The sequence below is a fragment of the Neisseria sp. genome (assembly GCF_030523955.1).
GTDB lineage: Bacteria > Pseudomonadota > Gammaproteobacteria > Burkholderiales > Neisseriaceae > Neisseria.
Window position 1 is genome coordinate 21104 of sequence record NZ_JAUNHL010000002.1, and the last position, 14402, is coordinate 35505.

Genomic DNA, 14402 nt, shown 5'->3' on the forward strand with positions numbered 1-14402 from the left:
GTTAGGGGTATCCGTGCTCAAAATATTCTTGGCAAAACACACAGCGGGTGCAGCCGGGGACGGCTTGGCGGCGCGCTTCGGGAATCGGTTCGCCACAGTCGTCGCATTCGTAGTTGCTTTCTCCCTGATATTCAGACGACTTAGTCGCTTTATAGAGTGCTTCGGCCAAAAAGGCGACTTCGTTTTCAGACGCTTTGTCGATAATGTCGGTCATTGCTTTACTTCCTCCTCGCTCAACAAACCCGGGAATTTTTTCTTATACCGCTCGATGGCGGCGGTAAGTCTGATTTCTACCTCTTTCTTATCACTCAAGGCGATAATTGCGCCGCCCACCTTGCTCGAATAGTGGAGAGCCGGGTTTGATTGCCAGATGGACAGACGTTTTCCGTGTGGCTTCAGGTTTTCAACCGTGTACCAATACGGGCACATTTTTTCTTTCATTTTTGCTCTTTTTGGTACCATGCCTGCCAGCCTGATACTTGCGCTTCGAGTTTTTGGCAGTATGCCCCGTAGGCTGCGGCATGGTTTAACAGTTGTTCGGGAGAGCCGCCGGCCAGACGCTCAGGGCGTTCATGGCTGGCCAGCAGCTCGGAAGATACGGGAGGTAGCACAGGCTGCTCGACCACTTTAATCGGGGTAACCAAGGGCTTGGTTGTAGATGAGCAGGCTGTCAGCACCGATACCAGTAAAGCCGTTGCCGTCGTTTTTAACCACATTGGGGATTTGCTCCTGTAGTTTGGCCGTTTGAATATCCAATTGGCGGTTGGCCGCCGCCAGTTTGGCGCTTTGGTCTTGTGCGAAATCAAACCACTTTTGTTTTTCGGCGGCCGCTTCGGCCAGTTTTTCGCTGTATCGGATTTCCGCCGACAAGGCTGCTGCCTGATAAGTGCCGATGATTTCGGCCTTTTCTTTTTCGGCTGCTTCTGTGGCGGTGCGGTGGCCGTCGATGCGGCCGGCAAAGTAGACGGCTAGCACGGAAATAACAAAGAGCAAGGCGGAAAGAATGGTGCGGGTAAGCGGATTAATCGGCATGATCGGCCCCTTTGTTGATTTGGGCGACCTGCGGCACGGCGGCAATACCGCGCTTGATTAAGGCATAGCCGCCGACCATGCCGCCGTATGCCCACCACAACCACTCGGGCGCGTCGGGCTGGAGCGCGAATTTATAGGTCATCGCACAGGCGGCAACGTTGGCCCAAAATTTGGTGTGGCTGATTTGGCCGGTGGCGGGGTTGGTAAACAGGCCGCCCAGCCATTTCAAAAACTTCATCATTTTTTCAGACAGCCTTTCTTCTTACGCGCCGCACGTTTGGCGGCAGCCACGCCCGATTTACCGTGGCGCAAACTTGGGTGCTGGCGGATATGGCCAACCGAGGCGCGTGTGATTTTGAGGTCTGTGGGAAAGGGATTAGCATTGGCCAATGCCGCCAGCGTTAAGGCCATCAAGGTTTTTTTCATGATTGTCCCTTAGTTGTCGCCTGCGGCATGGATCAGATTTTGCGCCACGCGGCGTACCCAGCCTTTGCCGAAACTGCCGAACGTACCCAGCTTGGTATAAAACACCAAACGCTCGGCGTTGAAACGCAGCAGCAAATCGTCTTGAGGCAGCTTATTGATGGCGGCCAATGACACCGCACCAATCACGCCGTCGTCCGGCACGCCTGCCGCGCGTTGCAGCATACGCGCCGCATTGCCGTAGCCGTGGTTGATACACGCGTCGAAAAATTGAAAAGCCACCGCCTCGGGCATTTTGTCGGCGTGATAACGCAACCAAAACGCTTTGCGGTAAATCATGATGGCCTGAGCGCGGGTCATGGCGCGCATAGAACCGGTGTAGCCGTTGGCCTGAGCGGTGCGCTTGGTTATACCCCAGTTGGTCTCGCCGCCCGGGTCTTTCGGGTGGTTGACGTAACCGCCCTCGTGAGTGAGAACGCGCTCGATGAATTGGAAAAATTTGTCGGACATGAAAAAATCCCTGTATCGTTTGATAGATACAGGGATTGTAGGTAAGGCCGCCTGAAGCGGCTTTTAATGCAGTTTAAAACTCAATCAGTAGAAAGAGAGGTAAGAATGATTTTTTTAGGCTTACGAGAGCCATTTTTCTTTAAGTCATACTCAACCGTTACATTGGCACGGATAGTTGCATTGTTAGCGAGCTTATTCAAATCAATATCTTCAGGCAGCTCTAATTGGACACGTGAGGTAACAATTTGGTCTATAACTGCATACCACCCTGTATTTTTATCACGGTCCGTCGCACGAATTTGCACATCAATATCGGTGTAATCCTCCGTCAACGGTGTATCACGTAAATCCACCTCTTTAGGTCAGGTTGCCACAGTTTTTTGTACAACGGGTTCAATCCGAACGTTATCAGCCCCAAGTGTAACACTGCCATTATTTTTACTTGCCGGTGCATATACTTTTGCTACATTGTCTGCGGTATTTTGCTTGCTACTGCCTGTTACTTCTTTTACTACTTGAACCAAATGTTCACCATCTATGGCAATAGAATCATCAGCGTTGATTACCGTGATGATATTATTGTTTACTGCTTGTTGTGCTTGTGTCGGGCTTTTAAATAATAGGTATCCTGCACCTACTCCCAAAATAGTACCCATTGCAAGCATAATAATTCTAGACATATTAATACTTCCGTCCTGATTTTCCGTTCCTAGGAATTTTCGTATTTTAAGACAGAATTCATTAAAAGCAGCTTCATCTTTGAAAAATAAATTGAAAATAAGTTTCTCAAGGAAAGATCCTCGTTCTATTTCAGACACAGCTACTTTGATTTTCTGAATTTTGACATCAAACAGTTTATTTAAAATAGCTGGAAGATAACGGCTGGTTAGGGTCTCATAGGCTTTTAGAGAGCTAATCAAATCTGCCACTAAAACAGGCTCATCAAAGGTGTAACGAAACTCGTGTTCTACAGCAAAAACGGAATATCCTTTGCCATCTACTACAGAGATACTCTTATCAATCATCATTTCCCCTTCTATTTTCGCAATCAATAGATTTACTCAGCTTTTGCTGTCAAAACCACGCTAGGCAAATTGGTAACGGTAACTTTATAAGCAACCCCACCACGCGCCCATTCGCGGGTTGGGTCTTTTTGTGCGTTGTGGCTGTCAATCGCCATTTTGATTTGGTCATTGGTATCGCGCAGCAGTGTGCGGTCTTCAGGTGCGGTGGCTGCAATCAGTGCGGCAGCGGCTTTGAACAGTTTTTCTGCTTTTCGGGGCGCGGCATCTGTATCCCAGACTACTCGGACTGCAGAGATTTTGTCGGTTTTATCGGTATCAACGGTTAATGTGAGGCCGTCTGAAAAATCGTGCAGCAGATTCTTACCTTCTGTATTGTCGGTAGGAACAACATGCTCTGGAAGTGTCAGGCCGGTTTTTTGGTCGGCAAGCCCTTTGTTGGCCGCTTTGTGAAAATCGGCATAGCCTACGGGCATGGTTTTCAATTCAGCCTGAACTTGCTCTTGAGGCTGAGCAGAGACTGATTGTTCTTCAGCTTGGCCGCCGCATGCAGACAAGGCGAAAGCGGCGGCGATTAATAAAGTGAGTGTTTTCATTTTTATTTTCCTTAGCGACATCAGCGGATAGGTTTAGTTGTCAGAAAGATGTATTACTCAAGGTAATATTTAGACTGAAAACTATATCACAAACTATCACATATTAAGGGCAAAAAAAATACCCGATGGCGATATCGGGCGAGAGTATATTTTCTTACTTTGGATTAGGATAAACATCACAAATTATCACACGCAAGTGGCTAAAAAAACGCTTGTCCAAAGCGAGATTATTTTTTTTCAATAGTTTTAGAGATGGCAATTAGTGCGGTTTTTGCTTCATCACTAGCGGCTCGATAGGCTTCTATCAGCTTTTTTTCTTCCAATGTTATGCTTTCAGTATAAGTGGTTAAATCTACATTTGTAGTTTTTTCTACTTTTCTTTCTCCCGTCAAAATATAGTGTAGATCAACATTTAAATCGGATCTTTTTAGCAGTTCTGCCCGCAATTTATCTTCCGGAATCGAACCGCGCCGTTTACGAGCCGAGAAGGCTTTTTCTGAGAGTCCTAGAAAATCAGCAACATCTTTATCTTGTTTTAAATCAAGCTCTTGCTTTATTCGGTACAAAAAATCTACAAATTCCACATTTCACCTCTTGATAAATCTACATTTGTAGATTATTCTACACACATCAACACAAACAGAAACAAATAGACACATAAAAGGATAAAAAATTAGCCGAGCGGAGGGCGTGGCAAGAGTGATAGTACACAAATTCTATGCTGAGTTTATCTCAAAAAGATATGCGGTATTTGACTGTTTTATGTGGATTGGGTTCGCTTAATGAAAGGAATTTTATGGATAAACGGGCGGTTAATTTTGAGCCGTTGCCTTATCCGCAAACGCCAAAGTCGGCACAGCGGTATTTTTTGAAGCGCGGTATTAATAAAAGCGAATGGGCGCGCTATTTCGGGCTTGAACGTACGATTGTAGAGCACCTCCTTGGTGGAAAATTGAAAGGCAGACGCGGAAAAAGCCATGAAGCGGCAATCAAGCTTGGCTTAAAGGAGAATCCTGATGGCAAGCAGTAAAGGCACACGGGTTTTAAGGGTTTTCAAGGCGCTTGAAGCACACCCGATTATCGGGGTCAGCAATAAAGAGATTTCAGACGGCCTAGGTATATCGCCGGTGCATGTAAGCCGTGACTTGGATGATCTGATTGCTGAAGGCTTGGTGGTCAAGCTGGACAACGGCAATTTTGCTTACAGCATTAAAACGCTGCAAATCGCAGAGCGGTTCAGACGGCAACAGGAGCGGCTGCAAAGCAAGATTTCGGAAATCGGCAAACGGGTCGATGTGGATTAATTGATTTTGAAATGTGACGACGTCGTCACATTTGGAGATGAAAAATGAGTAATGAAGTTGAAGTGATGGATGTGGTCGCCGCGCAAAACTACCAAGCTGCACATAGCGTGATGGTAATGGAACAATGGGGCTACGGCGAAACCTATAACGAAGACCGCTGGATTGAGCGAGGCCGCCAGGCGGTACGTCAAACAATGGAAGGAATGTTTGAGCTTGGGCGTGCACTGATTGTTTTGAAAGAACATATGGGACATGGAAGGTTCCGTGAAACAACTGAAAAAGAGTTAGGTATCCATTATCGCGAAGCCGCTCGATTAATGGCCGCGACACAACGCTTCGCCACACCGCAGATGCAGAAAGCTGCACCTAAATTGATGGATTTGGGTAAATCCAAACTCTTGGAATTGCTGGTGGAAGAAGATGTAACGTTGGTCGGTCTGGCCGAAGGCGAAGAAGTGAATGGAATGACGCTGGACGATGTAGACCGCATGACCATTAAAGAGTTGCGTGTGGCCTTGCGCGAAAGCCGCGAAACGGCGGAAGCGAAAGACAAAGTTATCGCAGATAAAAACAAAAAGGTGGACGAGCTGGCCGAGAAGCTGGCGAAGAAAGGCACGAAAGAGCCGAGGCCGCAGGATGTGGCCAGCGAGCTGACCATGCGTTTGAGCACCACCGAAATCGGCGTGCGGTCGGATATCAGCAGACTGCGCGACCTGTTTGAGCAGCTGGTTGCCCACGGCGAGGCGCACGGGTTTGACCACCGGCCTCAGATGGTGGGTTGCATCAATCAGATTATCCGCGATGCGGAATCGCTGCGCGAGCAGTTTGCGCTACCGGAAGAAGCACCCACCGACAGTGTGCCGGAATGGCTGCAAGGCGTGGCGGACGGAGAATAAGCATGAATGCGGCAATGACGGAGCGGATGGCCGAAATCGCCCGCGAAGCCGAACAGCGCGGGCACGGCGGCAAGACGGCCTATCTGAAAGAGCAGGCGCAGGCGTTGGGGATTAGCTTGGCTACCCTGCACCGCAAACTGGAAGCGGTGGTGTTGAAGCCGAGCCGCAAGCGCCGCGCCGATGCGGGCAAATCGGCCCTGACGCGGGAAGAAGCACAAATAATCAGCACACTGGTAATGGAAACCATGCGTAAAAACGGCAAGCGGCTGACAACGGTGGGCGCGGCGGTGGAGATGCTGCGCGCCAACGGCGAAATCGAAGCCTGCCGGGTAGACGAAGAAACCGGCGAAATAACCAAGCTCTCCGACAGCACCATTGTGCGGGCGCTGCGCGAATACAAACTGCACCCCGACCAACTTTTGCAGCCGGAACCGGTAACGCGGATGAAATCGGAACACCCGAACCAGTGGTGGCAAATCGACCCGAGTTTGTGCGTGCTCTACTACCTGCCGCGCAACGGCAAAGATACGGGCTTGCGGGTAGCCGGTTATGAGGAATTTTACAAAAACAAGCCGGGCAACTTGAAAAAAATCGAGCTGGATAGAGTGTGGCGTTATGCGGGCACCGACCATACCAGCGGCACCATCTGCGTGCGCTACTACTTCGGGGGCGAGACATCGGCGAACCTGTGCGACTTTTTCATTTACATGATGCAGGCCAAAGCCGATGTGGGAAAAGACCCGATACGGGGCGTGCCGAAGAATGTGATGCTCGACCCGGGCAGCGCCAACACTTCCACCGCCTTTAAAAACTTGTGCACGGCGCTGGATGTACATGTGCAGATTAACAAGCCGGGTAATCCGCGCGCCAAGGGGCAGGTGGAAAAGGCCAACGACATTGTGGAAACGGCCTTTGAGAGCAGCCTGAAACTGGTGGAAGTACACAGCATCGACGAGTTGAACGGTTTGGCCGAACGCTGGATGCGCTATTACAACGGCACCAAAACCCACAGCCGCCACGGCATGACGCGCTATCAGGCATGGAACAAAATCAAACCCGAGCAGTTAATCCTGCCGCCCCCTGCCGAATACTGCCGCGAGCTGGCGGTAAGCGCACCGAAAGAGGCGAAAGTGTCGCCCGAATTGGAAATCCGCTTCGGCGGCCGCTATTACAGCGTGAAAGACATCCCGGGCGTGATTGTGGGGCAGAAGCTCTTGGTAACGAAAAACCCTTGGGACGAAACCGGCGCGCGCATTGCCACATGGGATGCGCAAGGCAACGAAATCTGGCAGGCGGTGGAAGCTATCGAGTTTGACGATTTCGGATTCCGCAAAGACTCAGCGCTGATGGGGGCGGAATACAAACCCGCCACCGATACGCCGGCGCAGCAAGCCAGAAAAGAGCAGGAAAAACTGGCGATGGATGCGGCCACGCTGGCCGAAGCCGAGGCCAAACGAAAAGCGAAAGCGGTGCCGTTTGGCGGGCGCATCGACCCCTACAAACATCAGGAAGACACGCTGGCGGCGCGCAACACGCTCTATATCGAGCGAGCCGGCACGCAGATGGACTACAACCGCATGGAAGTGGCCGAGCAGGTTCTGAATAAGGTGGAGATGGCCAAGCTGCTGAAACCGCGTATCGAAGCCGCAGGCGGCGACTGGAAACGGGCGGTGGCATTTATCAAGGCGCAGTATCCCGACGGGGTGTTGGCCAGCCAGCTTGACGAAGTGGAAGGCCGCCTGAAAACGGCGGGTAAGTTGAAATTGGTTAAAGGAGCTTAGATGAAATCAGAATTGGAAGTGATGATGGATATAGCGCAATACAAACGCTTGAAAAATTTAGAAGCTGCGGCTTTGCGCCTGAGTAAAGAGTACATCCCGAAAGTCAACCACGGTGCAAGCTTTATGAGCGCGAATGCTTTTGCCGCGTTGAACGATTTTGAGTGCGCGGTGCGGGAAATCGGAGAGGCCGATGAAAGCAGCATTTAAACAAATCGGCAAATCATTTGCGGCAGCGGCGGCGGAAATCGGATGCAGCAAGACTGCATTGATTAATGCGGTTCACCGCAATGAGTGGCCGAAGAAAGGCGCAGCCGAGCTGCGCAGGAAGTTAAAGCAGTTTTTTGAAACGAATGGTGCGGATATTCCCGCTGGCCTGAGAAACGAGCCGGAAGCCGCACCTGCCCCCAACCCTTTGAAAAGCGAGGACAACGATATGTTATTACGAAAAGCAACCTTAACACAAGCCGCGCGCCGCCATTTCGGCCTGCCGCGCGACCCGTTTAACGATGAAATCAACAGCGCCGATGATGTGTATCTGACGCCCGACGTGCGTTATGTACGCGAAGCGATGTTTCAGACAGCCTGCCACGGCGGATTTGTAGCGGTGGTCGGCGAGAGCGGCGCGGGTAAATCCACCCTGCGCGAAGACCTGCAAGACCGCATTATGCGCGAGGGCAAACAGATCGTGATGATCGAGCCCTATGTGCTGGCAATGGAAGACAACGACCAGAAAGGCAAAACCCTGAAGGCAGTGCATATCGCCGAAGCGATTTTGGCGGCGGTCGCCCCGAATGTGTCGCCCAAGCGCAGCCCCGAAGCGCGGTTTGCCCAAATCCACCGCGCACTGGCCGAAAGCACTAAAGCGGGGAACAAGCATGTGTTGGTAATCGAGGAAGCCCACGGACTGCCCATCCCCACCCTGAAACACCTGAAACGGTTTTTTGAGCTGAAGCACGGCTTTGAACGCCTGCTGGGCATTGTGTTAATCGGCCAAACCGAGCTGGCACAGAAACTCAGCGAAAACAACCCGAACGTACGCGAAGTGGTGCAGCGCTGCGAAGTGGTAACGCTGTTGCCGCTGACCGACGGCAAGCTGACGGGCTACCTGAAACACAAGTTTGAGCGTGCCGGCGGCGACATCGCCAAAGTGATGGACGAGAGTGCTATTGATGCCATTGCCGACCGCTTGACGGTGCGCAGCCGTACGCAACACGGCCACACGCAGCACAGTCTGCTTTATCCGCTGGCGGTCAACAATTTGCTGAGCGCGGCCATGAATCAGGCAGCCGAGCTGGGCTTTGATGTGGTTGATGCCGATGTGGTGCGGGGGGTGTGAAATGGAAATCTTGCAAGAAATCGTAGTACTGGGCGGCATCACCTATGCCTTGGTTTGCGCCATTTTCATTCTGGCCGACATTATCTCTAAATGGAGGTAATCATGAATAAATACTTATTGTTGGTTGCTACCGGTTTGATGGCGGCAGTATTGATTAAGAGTGCGCCTGAGCCTGATTTGCGCAAAGCAGATTTGAAGGAGGCGGATACCGCATATGAAAAAGCCTATGGTGGCATGAATGATCAGCAACTGGCCGCGGGCATCGTATTAGAGCCGGAGGGAGCAAAATGATTAAGAATAACCGTAAGCGCATCCGCTCCATGATTACCGAGTATCCCTGTTCTGCTGAGTTTATCGCCGATGTACTGAAGCTGCCGGTGTGGTATGTGAAACACGAGCTCAAGAAGATGGAGCGGCGCGGCGAGATTGAAAGCCGCGTATCGGTAACGTATCGGTTGAGCGAGGAAGGGGAAAAGAAATGCGTGTAGAACGGGATTACAGCAACATCAAGGCCAAAGTTTGGCGCGAACGGGCAGGCTATCTCTGCTGCGAGCTGAACAGCACCAGCGGGCAGTTTATTCTGCTGATGGTATCGGCGGATAAAGCCGACACCGAAGCCGATGTGGTTCAGACGGCCTTGAGATGCCTGAGCAGCAATGATTTGGCGGTGGCGAAGCAGGAGGCGGCGTGATGAAAAACGGATTAATTGACTTGAATAACCACCTCTTCGCATCACTGGAGCGGCTGAATGACGAAAGCATTACCGGAGAACAGTTGGAAATGGAAATATCCAGAGCTAAGGCGGTGAATGAGGTGGCGGCAAAAATTATTGATACAGCCAGCCTAGCGCTACAGTCGGAGAAGCTGAAAGCAGAATATGGCGCTGGGAACTTTAAACCGCCTGTGATGATTGAGAAAAAAGATGGCTAGGCTTCGTCGGATTGAATACAACGAAGAGGAGAAAGAGTTTCTGAAATCCAATTGCAGTATGAGCCGGCAAGAGTTGACCGATGCCTTTAACGGACGGTTCGGCCGGAATTTAAGCAAAGGAAATATTTCGGCCATGTGCAAACGCAATAAATGGCTGACCGGCCGAACCGGAATGTTTGAAAAAGGCGGCATGCCTTGGAACACGGGCTTAAAAGGTAAGATGGTAACAAAGCCCAACTCCGGTAATTTTCAGAAAGGCCACCGCCCCAAAAACAGTGTACCGGTTGGTACTCGGGTGATTGCCAAGGGATGGGTTAAGGTGAAAGTGGCTGAGCCTAATATTTGGCGTAATGAGTCGCGCATCGTATGGGAGAAACATCACGGTACGCCGGTACCCAAGGGTAAACTGCTGATACACCTTGATGGCGACTTTACCAACAACAGTATCGATAATCTTGTGCTGATCTCCCGCAAGGAGTTGGCTAAGTTAAACAAACGTCGGTTTAAAGAGGCTCTGGCCGAAGTCAAACCCTCAATGATTGCTCTGGCAAAGCTTGAAACGGCTATACAAGAAAGGAGTAAAGATGAAAGTTAAATGCCCGAGTTGCGGCGCCAGCCTAAGCCTCGATGTGCTGATTGCCCACGATGAAGCCCGCACCGCGCTGGTGGCGTTATCGGGCATATCCGACGAACTGGTGCGCGGCTGCCTAAAGTACCTGACCCTGTTTAGGCCGTCTGAAAAGGATTTGACCTTTGCCCGCGTGGCCAAACTGGTGGGCGAGATTGCCCCGATGATACGGGCCGCCGAAATCAGCCGTAACCGCCGCATCTACCCCGCCCCGCGCGAGGCTTGGATTTGGGCGTTTAACCGCTGCCTCGAAGCCCGTGATGCGGGCAAGCTGAAACCGCCGCTGACCAGCCACGGTTACCTGCTTGAAAACATCACGTTTTGGTCACCGGAGAAAACGGCGGGAATGGAAGTAGCGGTATCCGGGACAACAGTTCAGACCATCGGGCAGAGCAGCAAGCTGCGGCAAGGGGTGAATGCTCTGAACCAATGGGCGGGAGGTGATTGGATTAAGCAGGAACTGGCCGCCGGCCTCAGCGTATTGGCCACGCTGAATATGAACGGCAGACCGGCCGCCACCGATTTACCGGCCATCGCCGAGCTGTGGTACCAACAGATTATCGGCAGAGATGAGCAGTATGTGGAAGCGTTTGACCGGGTGCGTTTTCAGACAGCCTTCAAGGTATTTTTGGCCAGCAAAGAATGGCCGAATGCTTCAGACCTGATCCGCAGCCTGCCGATGCGGCTGGTACCCAGAACAATGATTGATGCGCCAAAGCAGGATGTGGCCAGCCAGCGTGATAAGCTGCAAGCGGTGAAAAACAAGATTAACCCTAAAGGAGTGATAAATGATTGATGCAAGCAAATATCGGGAAGATGCCAAAGGTAATCTGGTGCCGCTCGAAAACATTAAAGAGATCGACCTGATGCGCGATGAGTTGGTATTGGAAATCGCGAACAAGGCGGAATCGGTGGCGGCTACGCTGGCCGATTTTAAAGGCGAAGCAATGGCTGATGTAGCCGCGTTTGTGGATATTTCCGCTGAGCGTTTCGGGGTGAGTATCCCCGGCAAGAAGCGCGGCAACTTTACTCTGCACAGCTTCGATGGCCGCTACCGAGTGCAATATGCGGTTCAGGAAACGCTGGCTTTTGACGAGGGACTGCTGGCTGCCAAAGCTTTAATCGACGAAGCGCTGCACGAGATGCTGCAAGGTGTGGATAACGCCGATGTGCACACCATTGTGAACGCTGCTTTCGCGCTGGATAAGGAAGGCAATATCAGCACTACCAAGGTGCTAGGTCTGAAACGCCTGAAAATCGAACATCCGAAGTGGCAGCAGGCGATGGCGGCGGTATCGGAAAGCCTGAGGGTGCAGGACAGCAAGCCCTATATCCGGGTGTACCGCCGCGATGATGAGGGTGAGTATCAGATGATTAATTTGGATGTGGCCAAGGTATAAAGATATTTAATCCGCGCGGCACGGTTTGCCGCTTTTAAAAAACTAGGAGTGAATCATGACTAAATTTGAATTAATCGAATTAATGGCCAGTGAGGCCGGGATCAGTAAAGTTGCCGCCGGTCGTTCGCTGGATGCTTTTATGAAAGGCGTAAGCAACGCGTTGATCGCAGGCGAAAGCACTACTTTGGTCGGCTTCGGCACATTCTCGGTATCCAACCGTTCGGAGCGGCCGGGACGCAACCCGAAAACAGGCGAACCGTTGACCATCGCAGCGAGTAAGACGGTGAAGTTTAAAGCGGGTATCCCGCTGAAAGATGCGCTTAATAAAGCATAACGAAGTTTTTTATTCAGGCCGCTCTCGTATAGAGGCGGTCTCGGTAAAAGATTAAGGGGAATGAAATGAAAGAAACACCAGCGCAGAAGAAAGCCCGCCTGATTAAGCTGCTGCACGTCGCCAAAGGGCAGTTGATGATGAGTGATGACGACTACCGCACTCTGTTGGCTAATGTGTCTCGCGGCAAGAATTCCAGCACCCGTCTGAGCGTAAAAGAGTTAGAGCAGGTCTTGCATCAGATGAAAGCCAAAGGCTTTGTGGTGATGGGTGGTAAAAAGCCCAATGGTGGGAAAAAAGATATCCCAGTGTATGAGGCGAGGGATCAGGTAAAGAAAATACGGGCACTATGGTTACAGCTGCACGATATGGGCGTGCTGAAAAATGCATCGGAATTAAGCTTGGCCGGATTTGTTAAAAGGATGACGGGCATCGGACATCATAACTGGCTGGATGTCGATAATGCCGGCCGGGTAATAGAACACCTGAAGCAGTGGATTAAACGGGAGGAGAGTAAAAATGGCGGATGATAGAGTACCTGAATTGGTAGCCGACCTTGAGGACCAGATGGCCGCCTGCCTGCTTGGCTCGCTCTCCATAGAGCGCAAAGAAGCACTGGCCATCAGTAAAAAAGTGGCGCGGCACATCACGGATAACTGGGGCGGCCAGTTGATTTATATACCTAAAAACCATTTGGGTAAGATTTCAGACAGGGATTATAAAATCTATGCTGCCTTTAATGGTAAGAATCACGCGGCGCTGGCGAAGCAGTTTGATTTGACGGTGCAGCAGATATATAAAATCATCAAGGAGGTTGGCTTGGCGGAGCGGGCAAAAAATCAGGGAGATTTGTTTAAGTAGCAAGTATTTTGGAGGCGGGTTGTTTTTATAGCGGTCAAAAAGGTTTTGACCGCTTTTTTTGCGCGTTTGCGGCGCGGTTAAGGGGTTTGCCTATCCCTAGGCCGAAAACGGCTAAAATCGCGTTTTTTTGGCTTTACTTTTTTCGGCCGGTCGCCGGCAAGTTTTAATCCTGATTAAAAGATGCAAGTCTGCTTAGTTGGCACAATCGCCCTATCAAGTGATAGGGCTTTTTTTATGAGCAAACTGTTTGAGATTTTTAAGGCCGGCCGCCGCACCAGCGCCGACGGCACGCAATGGGATATCAGCGATGCCGACGTGGCGCGCGCCGCCGCGGTGTACGACCCGAAGCTGCACGAGGCGCCGATTGTTATCGGCCATCCGAAAATGGACGCGCCCGCTTATGGCTGGATTCCCAAGCTCTCGGCCGACGGCGGCAGCCTGTCGGCGGAGTTTGCACAGATGGACGACGACTTTGAGGCGGCGGTTAAGGCCGGCCGCTATAAAAAGGTGTCCGCTTCGTTTTGGCCGCCCAACCACCCCAACAACCCCGTACCCGACAGCTACTACCTGCGCCATGTGGGTTTTCTCGGCGCGCATGCGCCCGCCGTTAAAGGCTTGCGCCCCATCGAATTTGCCGACGACGAAACCGGGCTGGCCGAGTTTTCGGAGTATGCCCACCGCGCCGCGTCTATTTTCCGCCGCCTGCGCGAGTGGCTGATCGAGCAGTACGACACCGCCACTGCCGACAAGGTGGTGGCGGATTGGGAAATCCGCGACATCGAGGAGATGGCTGCGCCGCCCCAACCCGATTTATCAACCTCTCCGGCATTTGCCGACCCTATCCCCCAACCTAAAGACCATGAACCGACTAAGGAGACCGATATGGCAACCGAAGAACAACTGGCGGCCGAAAAGGCAGCCCGCGAAAAAGCCGAGGCTGAGGCAGCCGCCGCGAAAGCGGAGTTAAAAAAGCTGCAAGACGAGCAGGCCAAAGACCTTCGCGACGGCGCGCACCAACAAAATGCCGAATTTGCCGAAGGCTTGATTAAAGCGGGCCGTCTGAAACCCGCCGACAAGGCGCTGGTGGTGCAGGTGTTGGATTTTGCCGACTACCCAGAACACACCACCGCCGATTTCGGCGAGGGCGACGCTAAAAAGCCGTTGTCGGCCGCGCTGCGCGAATTTTTGGGCGCGGTGCTGCCCAAGCAGCTGCCCACGGGAGAGCTGGCCAAAGGTATGCCGGCATTTGCCGAGGGTGTAAGCCACCACGAGCGGGCAGTGGCTTACCAAAAAGCCAACGGTTGCAGCTATGAAGAGGCAGCCCGCAAAACCGCAGATTAATCTTTTGCGGG

General features: G+C 51.8%; 28 protein-coding genes. 17 read left to right on the forward strand and 11 right to left on the reverse strand.

The genetic code is table 11. The features are described from left to right. Nucleotide 1: 1 nt before the first annotated feature. The 11 genes from Q4C79_RS00660 to Q4C79_RS00710 form a co-directional block, all read right to left on the reverse strand. Nucleotides 2–214, reverse strand: a complete 213-nt coding sequence (locus tag Q4C79_RS00660; protein WP_303089103.1) for a TraR/DksA family transcriptional regulator — start codon at nt 212–214, stop codon at nt 2–4. Beyond that, a complete protein-coding gene (locus Q4C79_RS00665; RefSeq protein ID WP_303089104.1) occupies nt 211–441 on the reverse strand; it encodes a hypothetical protein in 231 nt (76 codons plus the stop codon). Before Q4C79_RS00665 ends, Q4C79_RS00660 begins: the two co-directional genes overlap by 4 nt. After that, nucleotides 438–644: a hypothetical protein gene (locus Q4C79_RS00670; protein WP_303089105.1), complete on the reverse strand. Its 207-nt coding sequence runs from the start codon at nt 642–644 to the stop codon at nt 438–440. Before Q4C79_RS00670 ends, Q4C79_RS00665 begins: the two co-directional genes overlap by 4 nt. Then, nucleotides 628–1032, reverse strand: coding sequence for a hypothetical protein (locus Q4C79_RS00675; RefSeq protein WP_303089106.1), 405 nt, complete (start codon nt 1030–1032; stop codon nt 628–630). The genes Q4C79_RS00670 and Q4C79_RS00675 overlap by 17 nt, the downstream gene beginning before the upstream one ends. Then, a complete protein-coding gene (locus tag Q4C79_RS00680; RefSeq protein ID WP_303089202.1) occupies nt 1022–1270 on the reverse strand; it encodes a hypothetical protein in 249 nt (82 codons plus the stop codon). The genes Q4C79_RS00675 and Q4C79_RS00680 overlap by 11 nt, the downstream gene beginning before the upstream one ends. Continuing rightward, entirely contained in the window at nt 1270–1458 is a 189-nt protein-coding gene (locus Q4C79_RS00685) for a hypothetical protein (RefSeq protein WP_303089107.1), read from the reverse strand. The genes Q4C79_RS00680 and Q4C79_RS00685 overlap by 1 nt, the downstream gene beginning before the upstream one ends. A 9-nt stretch (nt 1459–1467) precedes the next feature. Continuing rightward, nucleotides 1468–1965, reverse strand: coding sequence for a glycoside hydrolase family 108 protein (locus tag Q4C79_RS00690; protein WP_303089108.1), 498 nt, complete (start codon nt 1963–1965; stop codon nt 1468–1470). A gap of 80 nt (nt 1966–2045) precedes the next feature. Further along, a complete protein-coding gene (locus Q4C79_RS00695; protein WP_303089109.1) occupies nt 2046–2318 on the reverse strand; it encodes a hypothetical protein in 273 nt (90 codons plus the stop codon). 9 nt (nt 2319–2327) lie between these two features. Continuing rightward, nucleotides 2328–2993 (reverse strand): hypothetical protein, encoded by a 666-nt coding sequence (locus tag Q4C79_RS00700; RefSeq protein ID WP_303089110.1) that lies wholly within the window; start codon nt 2991–2993, stop codon nt 2328–2330. A gap of 29 nt (nt 2994–3022) precedes the next feature. Further along, the gene (locus Q4C79_RS00705) at nt 3023–3583 is read right to left on the reverse strand and encodes a hypothetical protein (protein ID WP_303089111.1); all 561 of its coding nucleotides are present in this window, start codon (nt 3581–3583) and stop codon (nt 3023–3025) included. A 227-nt stretch (nt 3584–3810) separates the two neighbouring features. Beyond that, nucleotides 3811–4167, reverse strand: a complete 357-nt coding sequence (locus Q4C79_RS00710) for a helix-turn-helix domain-containing protein (protein ID WP_303089112.1) — start codon at nt 4165–4167, stop codon at nt 3811–3813. A 212-nt stretch (nt 4168–4379) separates the two neighbouring features. Between Q4C79_RS00710 and Q4C79_RS00715 the strand changes: the two genes are divergently transcribed. The 17 genes from Q4C79_RS00715 (at nt 4380) to Q4C79_RS00795 (ending at nt 14391) form a co-directional block, all read left to right on the forward strand. After that, entirely contained in the window at nt 4380–4613 is a 234-nt protein-coding gene (locus Q4C79_RS00715; RefSeq protein ID WP_303089113.1) for a DNA-binding protein, read from the forward strand. After that, entirely contained in the window at nt 4600–4887 is a 288-nt protein-coding gene (locus Q4C79_RS00720; protein ID WP_303089114.1) for a DNA-binding protein, read from the forward strand. Before Q4C79_RS00715 ends, Q4C79_RS00720 begins: the two co-directional genes overlap by 14 nt. A 44-nt stretch (nt 4888–4931) precedes the next feature. Continuing rightward, nucleotides 4932–5783 (forward strand): DUF3102 domain-containing protein, encoded by an 852-nt coding sequence (locus Q4C79_RS00725; protein WP_303089115.1) that lies wholly within the window; start codon nt 4932–4934, stop codon nt 5781–5783. A gap of 2 nt (nt 5784–5785) precedes the next feature. After that, nucleotides 5786–7564, forward strand: a complete 1779-nt coding sequence (locus Q4C79_RS00730) for a transposase (RefSeq protein ID WP_303089116.1) — start codon at nt 5786–5788, stop codon at nt 7562–7564. Further along, entirely contained in the window at nt 7565–7771 is a 207-nt protein-coding gene (locus Q4C79_RS00735) for a hypothetical protein (RefSeq protein ID WP_303089117.1), read from the forward strand. Beyond that, complete coding sequence (locus Q4C79_RS00740; RefSeq protein ID WP_303089118.1) at nt 7755–8900, forward strand: ExeA family protein; 1146 nt, start codon at nt 7755–7757, stop codon at nt 8898–8900. The genes Q4C79_RS00735 and Q4C79_RS00740 overlap by 17 nt, the downstream gene beginning before the upstream one ends. A gap of 102 nt (nt 8901–9002) precedes the next feature. Further along, nucleotides 9003–9191, forward strand: a complete 189-nt coding sequence (locus tag Q4C79_RS00745; RefSeq protein ID WP_303089119.1) for a hypothetical protein — start codon at nt 9003–9005, stop codon at nt 9189–9191. Next, nucleotides 9188–9388 (forward strand): hypothetical protein, encoded by a 201-nt coding sequence (locus Q4C79_RS00750; protein WP_303089120.1) that lies wholly within the window; start codon nt 9188–9190, stop codon nt 9386–9388. Before Q4C79_RS00745 ends, Q4C79_RS00750 begins: the two co-directional genes overlap by 4 nt. Beyond that, nucleotides 9379–9591 (forward strand): hypothetical protein, encoded by a 213-nt coding sequence (locus Q4C79_RS00755; protein ID WP_303089121.1) that lies wholly within the window; start codon nt 9379–9381, stop codon nt 9589–9591. The genes Q4C79_RS00750 and Q4C79_RS00755 overlap by 10 nt, the downstream gene beginning before the upstream one ends. Then, on the forward strand, nt 9591–9830 hold the full coding sequence (locus Q4C79_RS00760; RefSeq protein ID WP_303089122.1) for a hypothetical protein: 240 nt from the start codon (nt 9591–9593) through the stop codon (nt 9828–9830). Before Q4C79_RS00755 ends, Q4C79_RS00760 begins: the two co-directional genes overlap by 1 nt. Continuing rightward, nucleotides 9823–10425 (forward strand): HNH endonuclease signature motif containing protein, encoded by a 603-nt coding sequence (locus Q4C79_RS00765; protein WP_303089123.1) that lies wholly within the window; start codon nt 9823–9825, stop codon nt 10423–10425. The genes Q4C79_RS00760 and Q4C79_RS00765 overlap by 8 nt, the downstream gene beginning before the upstream one ends. After that, entirely contained in the window at nt 10415–11254 is an 840-nt protein-coding gene (locus tag Q4C79_RS00770; RefSeq protein ID WP_303089124.1) for a hypothetical protein, read from the forward strand. The genes Q4C79_RS00765 and Q4C79_RS00770 overlap by 11 nt, the downstream gene beginning before the upstream one ends. Further along, nucleotides 11247–11858, forward strand: coding sequence for a DUF3164 family protein (locus tag Q4C79_RS00775; RefSeq protein WP_303089125.1), 612 nt, complete (start codon nt 11247–11249; stop codon nt 11856–11858). The genes Q4C79_RS00770 and Q4C79_RS00775 overlap by 8 nt, the downstream gene beginning before the upstream one ends. Before the next feature lie 55 nt (nt 11859–11913). After that, nucleotides 11914–12192, forward strand: a complete 279-nt coding sequence (locus tag Q4C79_RS00780) for an HU family DNA-binding protein (protein ID WP_303089126.1) — start codon at nt 11914–11916, stop codon at nt 12190–12192. Nucleotides 12193–12257: 65 nt separating this feature from the next. Next, a complete protein-coding gene (locus Q4C79_RS00785; protein WP_303089127.1) occupies nt 12258–12719 on the forward strand; it encodes a gp16 family protein in 462 nt (153 codons plus the stop codon). After that, entirely contained in the window at nt 12709–13050 is a 342-nt protein-coding gene (locus tag Q4C79_RS00790; RefSeq protein ID WP_303089128.1) for a Mor transcription activator family protein, read from the forward strand. The genes Q4C79_RS00785 and Q4C79_RS00790 overlap by 11 nt, the downstream gene beginning before the upstream one ends. Before the next feature lie 234 nt (nt 13051–13284). Continuing rightward, the gene (locus tag Q4C79_RS00795) at nt 13285–14391 is read left to right on the forward strand and encodes a 2-oxoacid:acceptor oxidoreductase (RefSeq protein WP_303089129.1); all 1107 of its coding nucleotides are present in this window, start codon (nt 13285–13287) and stop codon (nt 14389–14391) included. Nucleotides 14392–14402: the final 11 nt, after the last annotated feature.